Below are 20,683 nucleotides of genomic sequence, written 5' to 3'. Positions count from 1 at the left end.
CTTAAACCTTTTGGTTTTTGTAAATATTTTCTAAGAGTTGCATAGCATTTTGCAAGCGTTCAAATTCTTTCATACTGAGCAAAACGGCCTCAAATTTATTATTTTTTAAGATGACCATTTTGCCCGATTCGCTTTTTTTTAGTTTTTCGATCAAAGGGCTAAAGTTTCGCACAACTTCTGTGGCGGTATAGATTTCATCTTGTTTAAAAGAAAGCATAAATTTTCCTAAAATACATAAAATTTTATGTAAAATTTAACATACTTTCTCTTAAAGCTTTATAATTTGCCTTTTTGTCCATTAATAGAATGTAAAAATTCATAAGTGATTTTAATCTTCTTTTCGCTTTCTATACTTAGAGCAAGTTGCTCTATAATTTTGTTAAAATCTTTGAAAAGATAATTTGCTAAAGAGCCTGGATTTGGATTGATTTCATTCAGATAAACTTCATTATCTAGGATGAAAAAATCACAACGGATTAAAGCACCTTTAAATAAAGGATTATAAATTTTGGCAAAATTATCTTTAAGCTTTTGCTTTAATTCTTCGCTCAAATCAGCTTCGATAAGTTCGTTATGGCCTGAAAAACTAAGATATTTTTGCTCAAAATTCAAAAATTCTTTTTTCTTTGGTTCTTCGATGATTGAAAAGATAAATTCATCTTTGATCATACATCCTGCAAGATTGTACTCTTTGATGTTACTTTTAAAATCCTCTACCAAAATATCAGTATCAAACTCAAAACCCACATCCTTAGCATAATCCAATTCCTTTTCATTTTTAGCTATGCTAATCCCTATACTGCTCCCAAGTCGTGCAGGCTTTAAAATGCAAGGAAAATGAGCTGTAAAATCTTGCTTTTGACTTTTTCTAAGCATTTGATAATCTAGAGTTTTAACCCCAACGCTTTGTGCGTAAAGTTTTGTGAACTCTTTATTGAAAGATAAAACACTTGCTTCAACCCTAGGACCTATGAATTTGATATCAAAAAATTCAAGCAAAGAAGCTATCTTTCCGTCTTCTCCATCTCTTCCGTGGATGAGGTTGATCACACAATCTAAATCTAAGTTTTTTTCACTCCATAGACTTTTATGATAAAAAGCCTTTTGTCTTAAAAATAACTCCTTTTCTTTTTGGTAAGCACCACCGCTAAAGGTTTTAGAATTCATTTTTTCGCTAGGAATTAAATAAAATCTCCTTTTTTCATCGCAAAAAATAAATGTCAAATCCGTATTTATCACTTTTTTTAATACCACAGCACTTACAATGCTGATTTCATGTTCGTAAGAATTTCCGCCAAAAAGTATCGCTAATTTCATTATTTTTCCTTATGCTAGTTTTTTTAGTGCTTCTTTGATAAGTTCGCTTGTATCTTTTCCGTTGCAAGTACTTAAAACGCTTAATATTTTATCTTGTTTAAATCCCAAAGAAAGCAAAGCAGCCAAGGCTTCGCTTTTATCATCGCTCACACTTTCGAGTTGGACTTTGGCATCTCCAAGTTCTACGATGATGCGTTTGGCGCTTTTTGGACCAATGCCTGGAACTTTTTTAAGTACACTCTCATCTCCCAAATTTAAAGCCTTATAAAAAGAATTTACATCCAAACTTGAGCATATAGCCATCGCAGTGCTTGCGCCCACTCCATTTACTTTTAAAAGCATTTCAAACATTTTTTGCTCATCTTTATCTAAAAAACCATAGAATTTATTAGAATCCTCTTTGATGATTTGAGTGATGAAAAGCTCGTATTTTTGATGAGTTTCAAGCTTAGCAGCACAAAAAAGTGAGATAAAAACCCCATAGCTTAAACCACTAGCGCATTTTATGATAGCAAAAGTGGGTTCTTTTTTTGTGATTATTCCTTCGATGGCAACAACCATTCTATATCCTTTTCTTCATAGTCAAGTTTTTTATCAATCTCTATATATTCTTGATTATTTTGTATGATTTTTTTCAAAGCTATAAATTTTGCACTTTCTTTAGTGGAAGAAGAATAAAAAATATCTTCTTTAGGTTCTAAAAGCGAAAATCTGATTTCATTCATATCGCTCCATTTTCCACTTTTGTTGATAAATTTAGCTTTAAATAAATCCTCTTCTAGTGCTAAAAGCTCATCGTGGATTTTTTTTCTATATTCTAAAAGTTCTTTTTCTTGGTTTTGAAGTTTATTTAAGTTTGCATTTTGTATAGAGAAATTTTTTAAAAATTTTTCATATTGGCTTGGTATATTTTGTCCTTGATTTTTAAGCTCTAAGACTTTTTTTTCTATATCTAAAACATTGTTTTTGTTTGATAGAATGTATTGTTTGAGTTTGCTTATTTTATGATGAAGAGATGAAATTTCATTCTTTATTTTTAAAAGTTCTTGATCGTAGTCTTTATCCATTTTTTTTATTTTAGTATGAAATTTATTATTTTCACCTTCAAAGCGTTCTATGACAACATTATTGTAAAACACACATGAATTATTGCTTTCTAATTGTTCTATATAAATTCTATCTGCTTCTATCACTCCACCTAAGCTTTTTTTAATCCTTACTTCCTTGGCTTTTATATTGCCACCCTCTAAGAGATCTATGTTTAGTTTGTCTGCTTGAGCAAAACCGCGATGTGTTTTTATATAGGCTTCTTTGGCATAAATTTTAGATTTTGTGTGCGTGGTGCCTTCAACTCTCATTCTTGTAGCTTTTAAATTTGTATTGCTTCCAACGCTTCCTGTGATATTGAGTTCTTCGCATTCTATTCCTACACCTGAATTAACAGCATCTTGCATATCGGATATAAATTTGATATTTATTTTTACATTTTTATCCAATCCTGCGCGGATTATGCCTATATTTTTAAAATCAACTTTATTATTAAATTCAAGCAAGTTTGCAATATCAAATTTATCTTGATCTTCAACTACATAACCCTTTTTTAGCGCCAAATATTCTGTGTAATCTTCGTATTCTACAGTCTTAAATGCTAATGAGGAGCAGTTAAATTTGATTTTGTTTTGATTAGCATCTATAACTTTTAAAGTATGTAAATTTAAGTCTTTTCCTTCTTTGCCTTGCTTGAATTTGTTATATCTTAATACAACTTCATTTTCATCAACTGCTATAATACCCGAGCGTTTTTCATCTATAGTATAATCTTTAGCCTTTTCTTTATAAAGCAAAACTAAGGCTTCATCTTGGCTTTGTATAGGTTCAACACCTTTGGCTACATTGATTTGCAAGGTTTTATTTAAAGTATTTTTCTTGTGTTCATTGCATATACGGATGAGTTCTTTTTTAAAATCAAAGATACGAATGCCTATTAAAAACTTAAGCTTTAACATTTTTTTGTAGATAATTTGCAAAAGTTCAAAAGTTAATTTTTCATGATATTTTAACTCATTAAAATTGATTTGAGCGACAATTTTTGTTAAATTTTTATTAGCAATCAGCTTGATAGCATTTGCGGTTTTATCTTGGCGTGTTTGATGAAAAATTTCGATTTTGTACTCTTGTTTGATTTGCAAATCCTCTTTTAAAAATACTTCATCTTTTTCAAAAAGAGTGAGATCTTTTTCAGCGATTTTTATCCATTCGGTATTTTCAAGACAATATTGTGTCGAAAAAGCTAAAAGATGAAAATCAAGTTCATTTAAAGCGATATTAGTTCTTGAAGCTACAGATAAAAGTTCGCGAGAAGGATTTTCGGTATAGGAAATGATTTTCTCATCTAAAGCCAAAACTTTCCCCTTTATTGTTTAATTTAAATTCAATATTATAGTCAATTTTTAATCAAATTTAGTTAAAATGATAGCTTTTATATTTGAAATTTTGTGAAAATTTATGAAGAGTTTAGTGTTTAAAAATTTTATTATCAATGCTTTAGGAATTTTATTTTCTCGCGTTTTGGGTCTAGCGCGTGATGTTTTAATCGCTCTTTTTTTGGGGGCTGGAATTTATAGTGATATTTTTTTTGTAGCATTAAAAATGCCTGCCTTTTTTAGAAGAATTTTCGCTGAAGGGGCGTTTGGGCAAAGCTTTTTACCTAACTTTGTCAAAGCAAAGAAAAAAGGCGCTTTTTGCGTGAGTGTGATGTATCAATTTAGTGTTATAGTGTTTTTATTTTGTCTTTTAGTAAGCTTTTTTTCTTCATTTTTTACCAAGCTTTTTGCTTTTGGGTTTAGTTCCGATACTATAGCTTTAGCCTCTCCTTTGGTGGCGATTAATTTTTGGTATTTGTTTTTTATTTTTTTGGTTACCTTTTTAGGAGCGATTTTAAATTATAGACAAAAATTTTTCATCACTTCTTTTTCGGCAGCTTTGTTTAATCTAAGTATAGTTATAGCCGCATTTTTTGTTGATAAAGATGCTCCTCAAGATACGCTTTATTATTTTTCTTATGCGACTGTATTAAGCGGTGTGGCACAATTGATTTTGCATTTAATGGTGTTGCGAAAAAATCCTGTGATACGCGCTATGGCATTAAGTGTGAAATTTAGACGAGCAAAGGCTAAACTAGAGGGTTTTTATAGTAATTTTTTTCATGGAGTTTTAGGCTCTTCTGCTACACAAATAAGCTCTTTGCTTGATACGACAATAGCGAGTTTTTTAATGACGGGTAGTATTTCTTATCTTTATTATGCAAACCGCGTTTTTCAGCTTCCTTTAGCTCTTTTTGCTATAGCCTTAACTCAAGTTTCTTTTCCTAAAATTTTAAAGCATTTAAAAAGCGATCAAGAAAATTTAGCCTTAAGTTTTATGCAAAGAGCTTTAGCGGTTTTAAGTATTTTGTTGATTGTTTCAAGTATTGTAGGTTCTGTATTTGCTTTAGAAATTTCAAAGCTTTTATTTGAAAGAGGGAATTTTACTCACGAAGATAGTATTATCACAGCTTATGTTTTAATCGCTTATTTGATAGGGCTTTTGCCTTTTGGCTTACAAAAATTATTTTCTTTATGGCTTTATGCTAAATTCAAACAAAAAACAGCCGCTTTTATCGCCTTTAAAGCTTTGCTTATTAGTGCTTTATGCTCTGTGCTTTTTATTTTTTTAATCAAAGATGAGAGTTTAAAGGTTATAGCTGTGGCGCTTTCAAGCTCTTTAAGTGCTTTTTATTTGCTTATTGCCAATATCAAAGAATTTGGTTTTAAGAACTTTTTTGCTTTAATATCTTTTAAATTTTGTTTTTTAATGATTACAGGACTTGTTGTTTTTACAATTTTGCTTTATGAGATCAAGCCTTATCTTATAGAGGCTTTGTTGTGGATCGTTGCTAGTGTTAAAGGAGTGTTTTGATGAAATTAATGGATAGCGTTTTAAAAGAAAAAATCGAACTTGATCAAGATAATGTCAATATTTATTTATGTGGACCTACTGTGTATGATGATGCGCATTTGGGTCATGCTAGAAGCAGTGTTTGTTTTGATTTGTTGCGTAGAGTTTTACTTTCTTTGGGCTATAGGGTGCAATTTGCTAGAAATTATACAGATATAGACGATAAAATTTTAAAAAAAATGAGTGAAAGCGGTAAGAGCTTAAATGAGCTTGTTGAGTTTTATATAGCAAATTACGAAAGAGATATGAAAGCTTTAAATGTTTTAGAGCCTGATTTTAAACCTCGTGCGACATATTATATAGAACCTATGTTAGATCTTATCCATAAGCTTAGTAAAAATGGCTTTACTTATACTTTAGAAGATGGAGTGTATTTTGATACTAGCAAAGATGAGGATTATCTAAGCTTATCTCATCGTAACACAGAAGAAAATGTTTCAAGACTGAGTAATGAAGTTGAAAAAAGAAATGAGAGTGATTTTGTTCTTTGGAAATTCGATGAAAATTTTTATGATAGTGAATTTGGAAAAGGGCGACCAGGTTGGCATACTGAATGTGTGGCTATGATTGATTCTATTTTTGGCGATACTCTTGATATACATGCAGGTGGAGTGGATTTGTTATTTCCTCATCATGAAAATGAGGCAGCACAATGTCGTTGTGCGTGCAAAAGAACTTTGGCAAAAATTTGGCTTCACAATGGCTTTGTAAAAATCAATGGAGAAAAGATGAGCAAAAGTTTAAACAATAGCTTTTTCTTAAAAGATGCACTCAAAGATTTTATGGGAGAGGCTTTAAGATTTTATCTTTTAAGTTCTCATTATAGAGCTCATTTTAATTATTCTTTAGATGATTTAGAAAATGTAAAAAAACGCTTGGATAAGTTTTATCGTCTTAAAAAAAGACTTGCTGTGGGAAAAACCCCAGATTTTGGAATTTTAAATGATATAGAGATTCATAGCAATATCGCCAAGCAAATCTTAGAAGTTTTAAGTGATGATTTAAATATCTCTAAGGCTTTGGCGCTTTTAGATGAGTTTATAACTAATGCAAATTTAGAGCTTGATCAGCAAAGTAAAAATAAAGAATTAAAACAAAAAATCAAAGAAGCTTTAAGCGAACTGGCTAAAATTTTTGGCTTTGGTTTTATGGATGAAAATTTATATTTTCAATGGGGTGTCGCCAAAGAGTTGAAAGAAAAAATTCAAGATCAAATTTTGCAAAGAAACGAAGCTAAGAAAAATAAAGATTTTGCCAAAGCAGATCAGATCAGAGAAGACTTGCTCAAGCTTGGTATTGCTTTGCAAGATACGCCGCAAGGAACGATTTGGGAGAAAATTTAAATGCATAAAGATATGACTCTTAAAGATGTTTTAATCCGTTTTAAGCCTTTTTATAAAAAATACAAGAAAGAATTTGCCATTGCTATTTTTGGGATGATACTTACTAGTATAGGAACGGCTGGAAGTTTCGCATCTTTAAAGCCTATTTTAGATTATATTTTTGTTGAAAAAAATGAGGCCTTGCTCTATACCTTACCTTTTCTACTTGTTATTATTTATATTTTAAAGAATTTGGGTTTTTATTTACAAACTTATTATTTAAGTTTTATAGGAATGGATACTTTAAGAATTTTGCGTTTTAAGGTTTTAAAAAATCTTTTAAAGCTTGATATGGATTTTTTTAAACGCAACAGAAGCGGAGAGCTAGTAAGTCGTTGCACTAATGATATTAACGCTCTTCAAAGCATAGTTTCTAATATCATTCCTGATTTTTTTAGAGAGCTTTTAACCATTGTGGGTTTATTGATAGTGGTATTTTATCAAAGTCCTATTTTGGCTTTTTTTGCTCTAGTAGTTTTACCTTGTGCGATTTTGCCCTTGGTGCATTTTGCTAGAAAATTAAAAAAATACGCTAGAAGTATACAAGAAACAAATTCTGATTTGCTTTCAAGACTGAGTGAAATTTTTTCAAATATTGAGCTTATTAAGGCGAGCAATACTCAAAACAAAGAAAGCGAAAAATTTGCCAAACAAAACAATGAGCTTTGTCGTTTGAATTTAAAATCCACTCGCATTGATGCTCTAACTAGTCCACTTATGGAGATTATTGGATCGCTTGGAGTGGCTGCGGTAATTATCATCGGAGGAAGAGAAGTGATCCATGGTACGATGAGCGTGGGTAGTTTTTTTGCTTTTATTACAGCACTTTTTGCTATTTATACACCCTTAAAAAGATTATCTTCGCTTTATGGTAGACTACAAGGCGCAATAGCAGCAAGCGAGAGGACTTTTTATTTACTTGATTTAGAGCCACAAATTCTAAATGGAAGTAAAAACTTAGAAAGTATAGCAAGGATTGAATTTAAACAAGTAGATTTTGCTTATGAAAATCCTTATAAGAGTGTTTTAAAAGATATTAATTTTGAATTTAACAAGGGTGAAATTCTTGCACTTGTTGGAACAAGCGGGGGTGGAAAATCATCTATCATCAATCTTTTAATGCGTTTTTATGATAAGCAAAAGGGTGAGATTTTATTAAATGATCTAGATATCAGTGAATTTAGCATAGAAAGCTTGCATGATAGAATAGGCCTTGTAACACAAAATATTTATCTTTTTAACGACAGCTTTGCTGAAAATGTAGCCTACAGCGAAGAGCCTAATAAAGAAAAGATTATCAAAGCTTTAAAACTAGCCAATGCTTATGAATTTGTCCAAGAAATGGGAGGAATTTATGCAGAGATAAAAGAGCATGGTAAAAATTTAAGCGGGGGTCAAAAACAACGCATTGCCATAGCTAGAGCCTTGTATAAAAATCCTGATTTGCTTATTTTTGATGAAGCAACTTCAGCTCTTGATAATGAAAGTGAAAAAGCCATCATCGAGACTATAGAAAATTTAAAAAAAGATAGACTTGTTTTAATGATTGCCCATCGTTTAAGCACTATAGAAAATGCAGACAAGATCGCAGTGATTGATCAGGGGCAAATGATTGCTATAGGAAGCAATGAAGAGCTTTTGCAAAGTTGCGAACTTTATCAGAAATTTAAAAACAAAGAAGTAGATAAAGTCTAGTTTTAAGTTAAATTTAGTTAAAATTTTAAAAAAACGAGGAATAATATGCTTTATAATTTTATAAAACCCTTACTTTTTAAGCTTGATCCTGAAAATGCTCATGCCTTAGTGGAGGGCAGTTTAAGGTCCTTAAATGCCACTTTGCCAGGCTCTTTGAGCTTTTTTGCTTATAATTATATTGTAAATGATGATAGCTTGAAACAAAAATTACTAGGACTTGATTTTAATAATCCTGTGGGTTTAGCAGGAGGATTTGATAAAAATGCCACCATGATACGCCCTTTAGCGGCTCTTGGTTTTGGTTTTTTAGAGTTTGGAACCTTTACTCCAAAGCCTCAAGAGGGAAATGAAAAACCGCGTTTATTTCGCCTTGTAAAACAAGAAAGCATACAAAATGCAATGGGTTTTAATAATCAAGGAGCAGAAAAAATCGCCGCAAGATTATCAAAAATTTATCCTTTTGTTTTGCCTTTGGGAGCAAACATAGGAAAAAATAAGATCACAAGCAATGATAAAGCTTTGGAGGATTATTTTACTTTATTTAGAAATTTTAAAGATTTGTGTGATTATTTTATCGTCAATATTTCTTCACCTAATACTAAAAATTTAAGAGAACTTCAAAATGATGATTTTTTAAGTCATCTTCTTGAAGAAGCTAGAAAAATCACTAACAAACCTATTTTGATAAAAATCGCTCCTGATATGCCTATAGATAGCGCTTTAAAGCTTTGTGAAAATGCTATCTTAAAAGGAGCAGATGGTTTTATCATAGCCAATACAAGTGTAGATTATTCTCTTCTTGATAATAACAGAACTTTTGGCGGCATAAGCGGAAGGCTCATCACTGAAAAAAGCGGTATTTTCTTTAAAGAGCTTGCTAAGGTTTTATTTGGAAAAACTTTACTTATTGCAAGTGGAGGGATAGACAGCGGCGAGCTTGCTTATGAGCGAATCAAAAATGGAGCTAATTTAATACAAGTTTATACAGCATTGATTTTTAAGGGGCCTTCATTGGTAAGAGATATTAATAAAACTCTTATAGAATTATTAAAACAAGATGGTTTTATGCATATTAGCGAAGCGGTGGGAGTAAATTTAAAATGATAGACTATAGTAAAATTACACTAAAAAATAAACTAGATGTTTATACTTTTCCTGTAAATAAAAACAGCGATGTTATCAGTGTAGATATTTTTTATAAAGTGGGTTCAAGAAATGAGATCATGGGAAAAAGCGGTATAGCTCATATGCTTGAACATTTAAATTTTAAAAGCACTAAAAATTTAAAAGCAGGGGAATTTGATGAGATAGTTAAGGGCTTTGGCGGGGTTGATAACGCCAGCACGGGTTTTGATTATACTCATTATTATATCAAATGTTCTAAGAAAAATTTAGACAAAACCTTAGAGCTTTTTGCGGAGCTTATGGAAAATTTAAGCCTTAAAGATGAGGAATTTCAACCCGAAAGAAGTGTGGTCTTAGAAGAGCGTAGATGGAGAACGGATAATAATCCTTTAGGGTATTTGTACTTTAGACTTTTTAATCACGCTTTTATGTATCATCCTTATCATTGGACCCCTATAGGCTTTTTTAAGGATATAGAAAATTGGAGCATAGAAGATATTAAAGAATTTCATAGTACTTATTATCAGCCTAAAAATGCTATTTTGATAGTAAGTGGGGATATTGATAGCGAAGAGGTTTTTAGTGGAGCCAAAAAACATTTTGAAAAAATCAAAAACACTAAACCTATTCCAAAAATTCATACCAAAGAGCCTAAACAAGATGGAGCTAAAAGGATAGAGATTAAAAAACCAACTCAAACCGAACTTCTTGCCATAGGTTTTAAAATTCCTAATTTTAAACATAAGGATATACCTGCTTTAAATGCCTTAGCAGAACTTTTAGGAAATGGAAAAAGTTCTATGATGAATGAAATTTTAGTCGATGAATTAAATTTAGTCAATGAGTTTTATTCTTTTGCAAATGATTGTATAGATGAGAATTTGTTTATTTTTATTTGTAATTGCAATGTGGGCGTAAAAGCAGAAAAAGTAGAACAAGAGCTTTGGAAGATCATAGATAGACTTAAAAAGGGCGATTTTTCGAGCAAGGATTTGCAAAAAGTAAAAAATAATGTCAAGAGTGATTTTATCTTTTCACTCGATACAGCAAGTGCGGTTTCAAATACTTATGGTTCTTATTTGGCTAGAGGGGATTTAAAACCTCTTTTAGAATATGAAAGCAATATAGCCCATTTGTGCGAGCAAGATTTGGTTAAAAGCGCTAAAAAATATTTTGATAGATCAAATTCGACTACATTGATTTTAAGAAAGGATTAAAAATGGATAAAAATATCATTATCGGAGCAATGACAGCTTTGATTACACCTTTTAAAAATGGCAAGTTAGATGAGCAAAGTTATGCAAGATTGATACAAAGACAAATTGATAATGGCATCGATGCGGTAGTTCCTGTTGGGACAACAGGAGAGAGCGCGACTTTAACCCATGAAGAACATAGAACTTGTATTGAAATTGCAGTAGATATTTGTAAAGGAACTAAGGTTAAAGTTCTAGCGGGTGCTGGAAGTAATGCTACCCATGAAGCTGTGGATTTGGCTCAATTTGCCAAAGAGCATGGAGCAGATGGAATTTTAAGTGTGGCTCCTTATTATAACAAACCAACACAGCAAGGACTTTATGAGCATTATAAAGCGATCGCAAATAGTGTGGATATTCCTGTGCTTTTATACAATGTCCCTGGAAGAACAGGCTGTGAAATTTGCACTGAGACTATTATTAAATTATTTAGAGATTGTGAAAATATTTATGGGGTTAAGGAAGCAAGCGGAAATATAGACAAATGCGTTGATTTGCTTGCGCATGAACCAAGGATGATATTGATTTCAGGTGAAGATGCGATCAATTATCCTATACTTTCTAATGGGGGCAAAGGGGTGATTTCAGTTACTTCAAATTTGTTGCCTGATATGATTAGCAAGCTTACTCATTTGGCTTTGGAAGAAAATTATAAAGAAGCTAAAAAGATTAATGATGAGCTTTATAATATCAATAAAATTTTATTTTGCGAGAGCAATCCCATCCCTATAAAAACTGCCATGTATATAGCAGGACTTATTGAAAGTTTGGAATTTAGACTTCCTCTTTGTTCTCCAAGTAAGGAAAATTTTGCTAAAATTGAAGAAGTGATGAAAAAATATAAGATCAAAGGATTTTAATGAATACAGAATTTCAAGGAAAAACTTTAGTGATTAGCGGTGGAACTCGCGGGATAGGTAAAGCTATAGTTTATGAATTTGCTAAAGTGGGTGCAAATATAGCTTTTACTTATAATTCTAATGCGCAAATTGCTGATGAAATGGTTCAAGATTTGGAGAAAAATTATAAAATCAAAGCTAGAGCTTATGAGTTTAATATCTTAGAACCTGAAACCTATAAAGAACTTTTTGAAAAAATTGATGTGGATTTTGATAGAGTGGATTATTTTATCTCAAATGCTATCATTTCAGGACGTGCGGTTGTAGGTGGCTATACTAAATTTATGAAGTTAAAACCAAAAGGAATTAACAATATCTTTACCGCTACTGTAAATGCTTTTGTTGTAGGAGCTCAAGAAGCAGCTAAGAGAATGGAAAAAGTAGGGGGTGGAAGTATTATTTCAATTTCTTCTACTGGAAATTTGGTTTATATAGAAAATTACTCAGGACACGGCACAGCAAAAGCTGCGGTTGAAGCAATGGCAAGATATGCAGCAACAGAGCTTGGAGAAAAAAATATCCGTGTAAATGTAGTCAGCGGTGGGCCGATTGAAACAGATGCTTTAAGAGCTTTTACAAATTATGAAGAGGTTAAACAAGCAACTATAAATTTAAGTCCTTTAAATCGTATGGGACAGCCTGAAGATCTAGCTGGTGCTTGTCTTTTTCTTTGCTCAAATAAAGCAAGCTGGGTAACAGGACATACTTTCATCGTAGATGGTGGAACGACTTTTAAGTAAGATAAAAATTTAATTTTACTTAAAAAATATTATTTATTTTTTAAGTGCTTGCTTAAAAACTTGCACTTATAAAAATAAATTTTTTAAAACAATTATAAAAACAGAGTTTAATCAAGTTTTAGCTTCCAGCCCATATAAGCACTCAAAAGCGTAAATAAGAAAATCAAATTTAAAAATAAATCGCCAAATCCAATATAACCTATAGACAATACACTATAAAAAAATCCACCCACAGCAGAATAAATACAAATCGTACTTAAAGAGCCATTTTCTGCCATTTGTTTGCAAGGACAAATTTTATAAAATTTTTTATCATTGAATTGATTTTTTTTCTTATTTCCTAAGAGCAAGCCCAAAAGCGCAAAAGCATCTAAAAAAACAAAGAAGCAAAGCAACACAAAATCTAAATTCACAAAAATCACCTTTAAAAATATCTAAGCCAAGAAGGTAAATGCACTTGTTCAGCTCTAAGGCTTGTTTCTTGCCCATGTCCAGGTAAAAGTCTAAAGTCTTCTTTATAAGTCATCACTTTTTCCAAGCTTTGTTTCATTAAATTAGCATCTGAATAAGGAAAATCCCATCTTCCTATACTTCTATAAAATAAAAAATCTCCGCTAAACATCAAATTTTCACCCATAAGTTCTATCATGGTACAGCCTGGCGTATGCCCAGGGAGAAAATGGAATTTAAACCGAGTGTTAGAAATTTCAAGCTCATCTTCATTTTCGATTAAAACATCAGCTTTACTTGGCTCAAAACCTTTTCCAAAAGGATCTTGTAGCATAAATTCATCATTTTTATGGATATAAATAGGAATGTCAAATTCTTTTTTTACTCTAGCATTATCCCATACATGATCATAATGCCCGTGAGTGTTTAAAATCGCTAAAGGTTTTTTAGCGTATTGCTTTATAAAACTTAGAGCATTAACGCCAGGATCTATTATAAAATCCCCTTTAGAGGTGTTTAAAATATAGCAATTTGTCTCATAAGGACCGCAAGCTTGTTTTAGAATTTGCATTTTTAGCCTTTTTTATTGAAATTTGAACCTAAAATGAATTATAATTATACATTGATTGTTTAAAGGTAAGTTTATGGATTGTGAAAAAATTTCTCAGACTTTATGTGAATTCATTCAGCACAAGGTTAAGGACTCGGGCTTAAATGGCGTTGTTTTAGGACTTAGCGGGGGGATTGATTCTGCTTTGGTGGCGACGCTTTGTAAGAAGGCTTTGGGTGAAAATGTTTTTGCGCTTTTAATGCCTACAAAATTTTCTAATCAAGAAAATTTAAACGATGCTTTAAAACTTTGTCAAGAATTGAATTTAAAATACAAAATCATAGAAATTCAAGACATTTTAGAGGCTTTCTTAAAACAAAGTGAAAATACAGATGAGTTAAGCAGGGGAAATTTTGCTGCACGTATTAGAATGAGCTTGCTTTATGATTATTCTGCTTTAAAAAAAGCTTTAGTGGTTGGTACTTCAAATAAAAGCGAATTACTTTTGGGTTATGGGACGATTTATGGAGATTTAGCTTACGCTTTTAATCCTATAGGAGAGCTTTATAAAAGTGAAATTTATGGATTAGCAAGATATTTAAATTTAAATGAAAAATTCATTCAAAAAGCTCCAAGTGCGGATCTTTGGATAGGACAAAGTGATGAGAAAGACTTGGGTTTTTCTTATGAGCTTATAGACAAAGGATTAAAAGCGCTTGAAAATCAAGATATGAAAGCATTAGAAAATTTAGATAAAAAATTATTAGATATGCTTCAATCAAGAATAAAAAACAATGCTTTTAAAAGAAATATGCCTGAAATTGCGAGTTTGAATAAATAATGAATGAAGAAAAAAAGTATCAACTTTGGCTTGATAATTATTTTTTTAAGCCCAGCTTTTTTCAAAAATGTTTAGCTTTTATTTTTTTACCTTTGAGTTTGCTTTATGGTTTATGTGCGATTTTAAATACTTGTTTTCGCCAAAAGATTGATTTTAAAAAACCCATTATAAGCGTAGGAAATTTAAGCTTTGGAGGAAATGGAAAAACGCCTATTTGCAAGGCTATAGCAAGGGAATTTGAAGGCGTTTTTATAGTGCTTAGAGGCTATAGGCGTAAAAGCAAGGGTTTGCTTGTGGTTAAAAATGAAAATGCAATTTTAGCTCAAGTTTCACAAAGTGGCGATGAGGCGATGGAGTACGCATTTGAAGAGTGTGTAAAGGGTGTGATTGTAAGTGAAGATAGGGTAGCAGGAATTCAAAAAGCTTTTGAGTTAGGGGCTAAAATAGTGCTTTTAGATGATGCTTTTTCTAAATTTCATATCCAAAAATTTGATATTTTACTTGAAAGCAAGATCAAGCCTTATTTTAATTTTACCTTACCAAGCGGTGCTTATCGTTTGCCTAAATTTTATGAAAAAAAAGCTGATTTTATAGCTTGTGAGGGTAGGGATTTTATACGCTATTCTTATGTAAAAGAAAATCCTAAGGCAGTTTTAGTTACAGCGATTGCAAAGCCTTTTAGGCTTTATGAGCATTTTATAAAGGCTAGGGCTTGTTATTTTTTTAAAGATCATTATGAATTTAAAAAAGAAGAATTGCAAGCTTTGTTGGATAAACATCATTGTGATACTTTAATGCTAACTTTTAAGGATTATGTTAAGGTGAAGGATTTTGGATTTAAGTGTCAGATTATAGAATTGAATATAGAATTAAAAGAAAATTTCAAAGAAAAATTATATCAATATATAAGGAGTTTTAATGTTGCTAGTTGAAAGTAGAAATATAAACAATAAAGTAGATTTTAAAAATGCATTAGTTAATCCCAATGCTCCACAAGGTGGGCTTTATTCGCCTTTAAGTTTACCTCAATTTGATGGGGAAAAATACACGAACTTATCTTATAAAGAATTTGCTTTAAAGTTGATAGAGAGTTTTGAATTTGGACATGAGGCTTTGTTTGATAAAGCTTTAAAAAGTTATGAAAAATTTGATGATAAAAACTCACCTATCGCTTTAAAAAAGATAAAAGATAAAACATACATCAACGAGCTTTGGCATGGGCCTACAAGAGCCTTTAAAGATATGGCTTTGCAACCTTTTGGAGTGCTTTTAAATGAATTTTCTCAAAATGAAAAAATTTTAATCATTTGTGCTACGAGTGGAGATACAGGACCTGCAACGCTTAAAAGCTTTGAAAATTTAGAAAATATTAAAGTGCTTTGCATGTATCCAAAAGGTGGAACAAGTGCTATACAAGAGCTTCAAATGAGAGCTTTAGATAAGGGAAATTTAAAGGTTTTTGCTATCAGGGGAGATTTTGATGATGCACAACGCACTTTAAAAAATTTGCTTGCAAAAGAAACTTTTAAGGACGAGTTAAGCAAAGTAGGATACGGACTTTGCGCTGCTAATTCTGTAAATTTTGGTAGAATTTTATTTCAAATCATCTATCACTACTATGCAAGCTTAAAACTTTATCATGAATTTAAAGAAGAGATTGAAATTCTTATACCAAGTGGGAATTTTGGCAATGCTTTAGGAGCGTATTATGCTAAATTAATGGGAGCTAAAATTTCTAAGATAAAAATTGTTTCTAATGCTAACAATATCCTTACTGATTTTTTCACCAAAGGAGAATATGATCTTAGGGATAGAAGTTTAAAAAAGACGATTTCTCCAGCTATGGATATACTTATTTCTTCAAATATTGAAAGATTGTTATTTTCTAAATTTTCAGATCTTAGGACTAATGAATTGATGAATTTGTTAAAAACTGAGAAATATTTCAAATTAGAAAAAGAAGAATTGCAAAGCTTACAAGAGGATTTTGAAGCTGATTTTTGTACTGATGAAGAATGTATGAAATTTATTAAAGAGAGTAAAATTTTAATCGATCCTCATACAGCAACTTGCTTTAAAATGCTTGATACTTCAAAGCCAAGTATTATTACTTCAACAGCAGAATGGACTAAATTTACTCCGAGTATGGTAAAAGCACTTTTTGGTAGAGAATGCAAGGATGAAAAAGCAGATTTTGAGCTTTTGGCTAAAGAATTTAAAGTAGATATCAAAAAAGATCTTTTAGAGCTTTTTGATCTTAAAAATGCTGATGAAAAAGTCTACGAGATAGGAGATATCGAAGGTGAAATTTTAGAATGGATTAAAAAATGATTATCATACCCACAAGACTAGCTTCAACGCGTTTTCCTGAAAAAATTCTTTGTGATATAGGTGGTGTGCCTATGTTTATCGCTACTGCTAAACAGGTTTCTAGTGTGGATGAGGTTTGCATAGCAGTAGATGATGAAAAAGTGTTAGAAATTGCCAAACAATATGGTTTTAAAGCGGTTTTAACAAGCAAAAATCATGAAAGTGGCACAGATAGGATCAATGAAGCTTGTAAAAAGCTTGGTCTAAAAGATGATGAAATCATCATCAATGTACAAGCAGATGAACCCTTTATAGAATGCGAGAATTTAGCCAAATTTAAAGAATTTGCTAATTCTTGTTTGAAACAAGAAGCTTTTATGGCAAGTTGTTATAAAGATATCAGTAAAGATGATGCAAGCGATCCGAATTTGGTGAAAGTGGTTTGCGATAAAAATGATTTTGCTTTATATTTTTCAAGAGCGAAAATTCCTTACGAAAGGGCAGACTATGAGGAAAGTTTTAAAGGACATTTAGGAATTTATGCTTATAGTGTTAAAGCTTTGTGTGAATTTTGCACTTTGGAAAATTCCGCCCTTGAAAAAGCTGAAAAATTGGAACAATTAAGAGCTATTGAAAATGGCAAAAAGATAAAAATGCTTCAAATTAACACTAGTAGCATGGGGATTGATACCAAAGAAGACTATGAAAGGGCTTTGCGAATTTATTTAGGAAAATAATTTATTCCAAAATGGAACAGATCTTGCTTATATTATTTTAATATATTTAGGTTGAAGGCAGAAAAATCTAAATTAAGGAATTAATATGAGTATCTTTAGCATCAATGATAACTCAAACTATAATTCTATACTTTCACAAAGTAAAGCTAATAAAGAAAGTAAAGAAAATTCTAAAATAAGTTTTGCTAATGCTTTTTTAAAACAAAATGCCAGCAAGTTAAGTGATATAGAAAGTAAAAATTCACAAACTCTAGCAAGAAGTGAAATATTAAGTAACAACAATGCATTAAACAATAGTTCAAATTCTACTAATATATCAAATAGTAGTAATACTAACCTTAGTATTAATAATGCTACTAAAACAAGTTCTCCTAATTATGATATATCTAGTGAATTTAAAAACTCTATTTATACTCTAAAATATAAACAAGCAGATATAAGCACTTCTACCAATACAGCCTATGGTTATAGTGTAGATAAAGATGGTTATATGGGAAGTGATTTTAACAAAGCTGCGGGACTTCCTGAAGATTTTAAGATACATAAATCTACTTTGGATGAGATAGAGAGATTTAATCAACATGGTATGGCTGATGAAACTAGTGGTAATTATTATGATAGTTTTGATATGGCTTCTATTGTTAAATCCTATTATAATAGTTTTAATCAAGTAATAAGTGCATTTCCAAATGATAAAACAAGTTTTAGCGAAGCTGATTTAGAGCAATTACCAAAAGGACTAAATTATGGTCGTAATGAAAACAAAGAAAAAATTGTAAAAAATATATTTAATGCGGAACAATTTCACGAAGCACAAGCGATTAAGTATTCTACTATGAATTTGGGTATGAACCTTATGAAACTTGACTTTTCTCCGCAAAGCATGGAGCAAGGACCTTCAAATGAAGGTGAATTTAATCCTGATATGTCAGTTTATCCACAAAATGAAGATGGAAATTATTCTAAAGAAGCTTTGTTTATGAGTTTTTTAAAATCCTATCCGCCTTTTCCATCTCCAAATCAAGTTGTTTTTAGTCCTGAAGCAAAAGTTCGTGAAGCAAAACTTGAGCTAGAAATGAAAGCAAATCCCTCTTTTGATATTTCCTTAGACGACATTATGACAGGCAAAGTAGATTTTGCAAGTTTATTAAAAGGTTATGCACAAGATGGCTGGCTTGATGCAGGTATATATGCAATGGAAAAAGGAGTTAAATGGCAAAATGTATACGTAGGCAGTGGAATCTCTTTTGATAGAGAATTTCATCAAGCAAAAGCTAATGGTTGGAAAGCAAGCAGTGAAAGTATAAATTCTTTTGCTGATTCTATAGCGGATAGATTTAATAATCTTATAGGACAAACTAGGGTTTAAGGGTTATGGATAAGTAGGTTTAAAAACTTGTTTATCTATATAAAAAAATAGAAAAATCTAAATTAAGGAATTAATATGAGTATCTTTAGCATCAATGATAACTCAAACTATAATTCTATACTTTCACAAGCAAAAGCTAATAAAGAAAGTAAAGAAAATTCTAAAATAAGTTTTGCTAATGCTTTTTTAAAACAAAATGCCAGCAAGTTAAGTGATATAGAAAGTAAAAATTCACAAACTCTAGCAAGAAGTGAAATATTAAGTAACAACAATGCATTAAGTAATAATTCAAATTCTACTAATATATCAAATAGTAGCAATACTAACCTTAGTATTAATAATGCTACTAAAACAAGTTCTCCTAATTATGATATATCAAGTGAATTTAAAAACTCTATTTATACTCTAAAATACAAACAAGTAGATATAAGTAATACTTCTACCAATACAGCCTATGGTTATAGTGTAGATAAAGATGGTTATATGGGAAGTGATTTTAACAAAGCTGCAGGACTTCCTGAAGATTTTAAGATACATAAATCTACTTTGGATGAGATATATAGTTTCAATACAAGTTTTAAAGAACACACTGCAAACGATTTAGGCGTTTCAAATTATTATACAAACATAGATATGGCCGATACCATAAGACAATACTATTCCAAATTTAATCAAATTATAAATCATAGTTTTGGTAATTCTAATAAAACTAGCTTTAGTGTAGAAGATTTAAATTCTTTACCAAAGGGGTATAGTATTCATAATACGGATTTTAAGTTTATGTTTCAAAATTTAGATAGTCAAACTATAACAAATTTCTATAATACACAAGAACGATATAATGAAGCAGAACAATTAGGAATGTTTGGGCATATTAATATAGGCTTACAACCATTAAATTTCACTCCGCAAAGTATGCAAACTCAAAATTTAGATGAAAATAGTGCAAAATATACTTTTAATCCTGATATGTCAGTTTATCCACAAAATGAAGATGGAAGTTATTCTAAAGAAGCTTTGTTTATGAGTTTTTTAAAATCTAGCGGTGGAGAAGCTTTAGAAGGTGGTAATACAACATTAAATCCATTAGTTAAAGCACATATTGAAGCTATGACGAAAGAAAGCTTTGATGGCTCTTTAGCTTCCTTAGACGACATTATGACAGGCAAAGTAGATTTTGCAAGTTTATTAAAAGGCTATGCACAAGATGGTTGGCTTGATGCAGATATATATGCAATGGAAAAAGGAGTTGCTTGGCAAAATACAAGCATAGGTTATGGTGGAGCTTGGTTTGATAATCAGTTTAATCAAGCAAAAGCTAATGGTTGGAAAGCAAGCAGTGAAAGTATAAATTCTTATGTTGGATCTATAATGGATAGACTTAATAATCTTATAGGACAAACTAGGGTTTAGGAAATAAATAAAAAGAAATTAATATCGCTTAATTGCGATATTAAAATCCAAAATGTTCTATTTCGAAATTCAAAGATTTTTGATTAAATTTGATTTAGGGCATTTATTATGATAAAATGAATTATATTACATTTTAAAACAAGGAGCTAAAATGTTAAAAAAATTACTAAGTGTTGCAGCTTTAGGTGCTTTATTGTCAAGTTCTGCTTTTGCAGAAGATATTCTTGCTAAAGTCAGTAATGGAGCAATTAGCGATAATAGTGCAGGTGTTAAAGTTCTTAGCCTTGATGAGATGAAAGAGGTTAAGGGTGGGTTCAATTTTGTAAGAGATAGTAGGTATGATAATATTGCAGGTATTAGAAGTTATGCCTATGTTGTAACCGATGCAGACAAGAGTCAGTTGCAAATAAGTTCAAATAGCAAGGTTCTTGCTAAATACCGCTATGTAAATAATCAAAAAGATTATTATTTGCAAAGCTATAACAATGGAACTTTAGGGACAATTTTTCCTAATTATTCTACAAGTTGGGGACAATATGCAATGAAAATCATGAACGAATTCAGAAGTAAATATTAATTCTCACTCTCTGTTCCATTTTACTC

At 31.0% G+C, this 20,683-nt stretch carries 20 protein-coding genes; 14 read left to right on the top strand and 6 right to left on the bottom strand.

Annotated features, from left to right (window positions below; translation table 11 throughout):
• Window position 1 precedes the first annotated feature (1 nt).
• The 4 genes from FOC43_RS03690 to FOC43_RS03675 are packed head-to-tail and all read right to left on the bottom strand — an operon-like array spanning window position 2 to window position 3,719.
• Window positions 2-217: a type II toxin-antitoxin system Phd/YefM family antitoxin gene (locus tag FOC43_RS03690; protein ID WP_002776699.1), complete on the bottom strand. Its 216-nt coding sequence runs from the start codon at window positions 215-217 to the stop codon at window positions 2-4.
• A 59-nt stretch (window positions 218-276) separates the two neighbouring features.
• The gene (locus FOC43_RS03685) at window positions 277-1,317 is read right to left on the bottom strand and encodes a D-alanine--D-alanine ligase (RefSeq protein WP_002785026.1); all 1,041 of its coding nucleotides are present in this window, start codon (window positions 1,315-1,317) and stop codon (window positions 277-279) included.
• A 9-nt stretch (window positions 1,318-1,326) separates the two neighbouring features.
• Window positions 1,327-1,878: a Holliday junction branch migration protein RuvA gene (gene ruvA, locus FOC43_RS03680; RefSeq protein ID WP_002776701.1), complete on the bottom strand. Its 552-nt coding sequence runs from the start codon at window positions 1,876-1,878 to the stop codon at window positions 1,327-1,329.
• Entirely contained in the window at window positions 1,854-3,719 is a 1,866-nt protein-coding gene (locus tag FOC43_RS03675; RefSeq protein WP_002785029.1) for a flagellar assembly protein A, read from the bottom strand. Before FOC43_RS03675 ends, ruvA begins: the two co-directional genes overlap by 25 nt.
• Window positions 3,720-3,822: 103 nt before the next feature.
• On the opposite strand from FOC43_RS03675, the gene murJ reads away from it, so the two are divergent.
• Genes murJ through FOC43_RS03640 form a run of 7 tightly spaced genes read left to right on the top strand, consistent with a single transcriptional unit; the run spans window position 3,823 to window position 12,410 of the window.
• Window positions 3,823-5,274 (top strand): murein biosynthesis integral membrane protein MurJ, encoded by a 1,452-nt coding sequence (gene murJ / locus FOC43_RS03670; RefSeq protein WP_002776704.1) that lies wholly within the window; start codon window positions 3,823-3,825, stop codon window positions 5,272-5,274.
• The gene (gene cysS / locus FOC43_RS03665) at window positions 5,274-6,656 is read left to right on the top strand and encodes a cysteine--tRNA ligase (RefSeq protein WP_002776706.1); all 1,383 of its coding nucleotides are present in this window, start codon (window positions 5,274-5,276) and stop codon (window positions 6,654-6,656) included. The genes murJ and cysS overlap by 1 nt, the downstream gene beginning before the upstream one ends.
• Window positions 6,657-8,390: an ABC transporter ATP-binding protein gene (locus tag FOC43_RS03660; protein WP_002793421.1), complete on the top strand. Its 1,734-nt coding sequence runs from the start codon at window positions 6,657-6,659 to the stop codon at window positions 8,388-8,390.
• A 45-nt stretch (window positions 8,391-8,435) separates the two neighbouring features.
• Window positions 8,436-9,494 (top strand): quinone-dependent dihydroorotate dehydrogenase, encoded by a 1,059-nt coding sequence (locus tag FOC43_RS03655; protein WP_002799651.1) that lies wholly within the window; start codon window positions 8,436-8,438, stop codon window positions 9,492-9,494.
• Entirely contained in the window at window positions 9,491-10,732 is a 1,242-nt protein-coding gene (locus FOC43_RS03650; protein WP_002776712.1) for a M16 family metallopeptidase, read from the top strand. The genes FOC43_RS03655 and FOC43_RS03650 overlap by 4 nt, the downstream gene beginning before the upstream one ends.
• A gap of 2 nt (window positions 10,733-10,734) precedes the next feature.
• Window positions 10,735-11,631 carry a 4-hydroxy-tetrahydrodipicolinate synthase gene (dapA, locus tag FOC43_RS03645; RefSeq protein WP_002776714.1) on the top strand — a complete coding sequence of 299 codons (897 nt, stop codon included), beginning with the start codon at window positions 10,735-10,737 and terminating at the stop codon, window positions 11,629-11,631.
• The gene (locus tag FOC43_RS03640; RefSeq protein ID WP_002780350.1) at window positions 11,631-12,410 is read left to right on the top strand and encodes an enoyl-ACP reductase; all 780 of its coding nucleotides are present in this window, start codon (window positions 11,631-11,633) and stop codon (window positions 12,408-12,410) included. Before dapA ends, FOC43_RS03640 begins: the two co-directional genes overlap by 1 nt.
• A gap of 107 nt (window positions 12,411-12,517) precedes the next feature.
• Here FOC43_RS03640 and FOC43_RS03635 read toward each other — a convergent pair whose 3' ends face one another.
• Both FOC43_RS03635 and FOC43_RS03630 read right to left on the bottom strand, forming a co-directional pair.
• A complete protein-coding gene (locus tag FOC43_RS03635; protein WP_002776716.1) occupies window positions 12,518-12,823 on the bottom strand; it encodes a hypothetical protein in 306 nt (101 codons plus the stop codon).
• 11 nt (window positions 12,824-12,834) lie between these two features.
• The gene (locus FOC43_RS03630; protein ID WP_002776717.1) at window positions 12,835-13,431 is read right to left on the bottom strand and encodes an MBL fold metallo-hydrolase; all 597 of its coding nucleotides are present in this window, start codon (window positions 13,429-13,431) and stop codon (window positions 12,835-12,837) included.
• A gap of 73 nt (window positions 13,432-13,504) precedes the next feature.
• Here FOC43_RS03630 and FOC43_RS03625 point away from each other — a divergent pair, with 73 nt between their 5' ends.
• The 7 genes from FOC43_RS03625 to FOC43_RS03595 all read left to right on the top strand — a co-directional run bounded on the left by FOC43_RS03625 (window position 13,505) and on the right by FOC43_RS03595 (window position 20,657).
• Window positions 13,505-14,251 carry an NAD+ synthase gene (locus FOC43_RS03625; protein ID WP_002776720.1) on the top strand — a complete coding sequence of 249 codons (747 nt, stop codon included), beginning with the start codon at window positions 13,505-13,507 and terminating at the stop codon, window positions 14,249-14,251.
• Window positions 14,251-15,183 (top strand): tetraacyldisaccharide 4'-kinase, encoded by a 933-nt coding sequence (locus FOC43_RS03620; RefSeq protein WP_002776725.1) that lies wholly within the window; start codon window positions 14,251-14,253, stop codon window positions 15,181-15,183. The genes FOC43_RS03625 and FOC43_RS03620 overlap by 1 nt, the downstream gene beginning before the upstream one ends.
• Window positions 15,170-16,582: a threonine synthase gene (thrC, locus tag FOC43_RS03615; RefSeq protein ID WP_002799649.1), complete on the top strand. Its 1,413-nt coding sequence runs from the start codon at window positions 15,170-15,172 to the stop codon at window positions 16,580-16,582. Before FOC43_RS03620 ends, thrC begins: the two co-directional genes overlap by 14 nt.
• Window positions 16,579-17,298, top strand: coding sequence for a 3-deoxy-manno-octulosonate cytidylyltransferase (gene kdsB, locus FOC43_RS03610; RefSeq protein ID WP_002789166.1), 720 nt, complete (start codon window positions 16,579-16,581; stop codon window positions 17,296-17,298). Before thrC ends, kdsB begins: the two co-directional genes overlap by 4 nt.
• Window positions 17,299-17,383: 85 nt before the next feature.
• Window positions 17,384-18,667 (top strand): Cj0814 family flagellar-dependent secreted protein, encoded by a 1,284-nt coding sequence (locus tag FOC43_RS03605; protein WP_155820405.1) that lies wholly within the window; start codon window positions 17,384-17,386, stop codon window positions 18,665-18,667.
• 75 nt (window positions 18,668-18,742) lie between these two features.
• Window positions 18,743-20,080 (top strand): Cj0814 family flagellar-dependent secreted protein, encoded by a 1,338-nt coding sequence (locus tag FOC43_RS03600; RefSeq protein WP_155820402.1) that lies wholly within the window; start codon window positions 18,743-18,745, stop codon window positions 20,078-20,080.
• A 151-nt stretch (window positions 20,081-20,231) separates the two neighbouring features.
• The gene (locus FOC43_RS03595) at window positions 20,232-20,657 is read left to right on the top strand and encodes a hypothetical protein (RefSeq protein ID WP_002779858.1); all 426 of its coding nucleotides are present in this window, start codon (window positions 20,232-20,234) and stop codon (window positions 20,655-20,657) included.
• Window positions 20,658-20,683 lie beyond the last annotated feature (26 nt).

It is taken from the genome of Campylobacter coli, assembly GCF_009730395.1.
GTDB classification, from domain to species: domain Bacteria; phylum Campylobacterota; class Campylobacteria; order Campylobacterales; family Campylobacteraceae; genus Campylobacter_D; species Campylobacter_D coli.
Note: the sequence above shows the minus strand (reverse complement) of the source record. Positions and strands in the feature narration are given on the sequence as shown.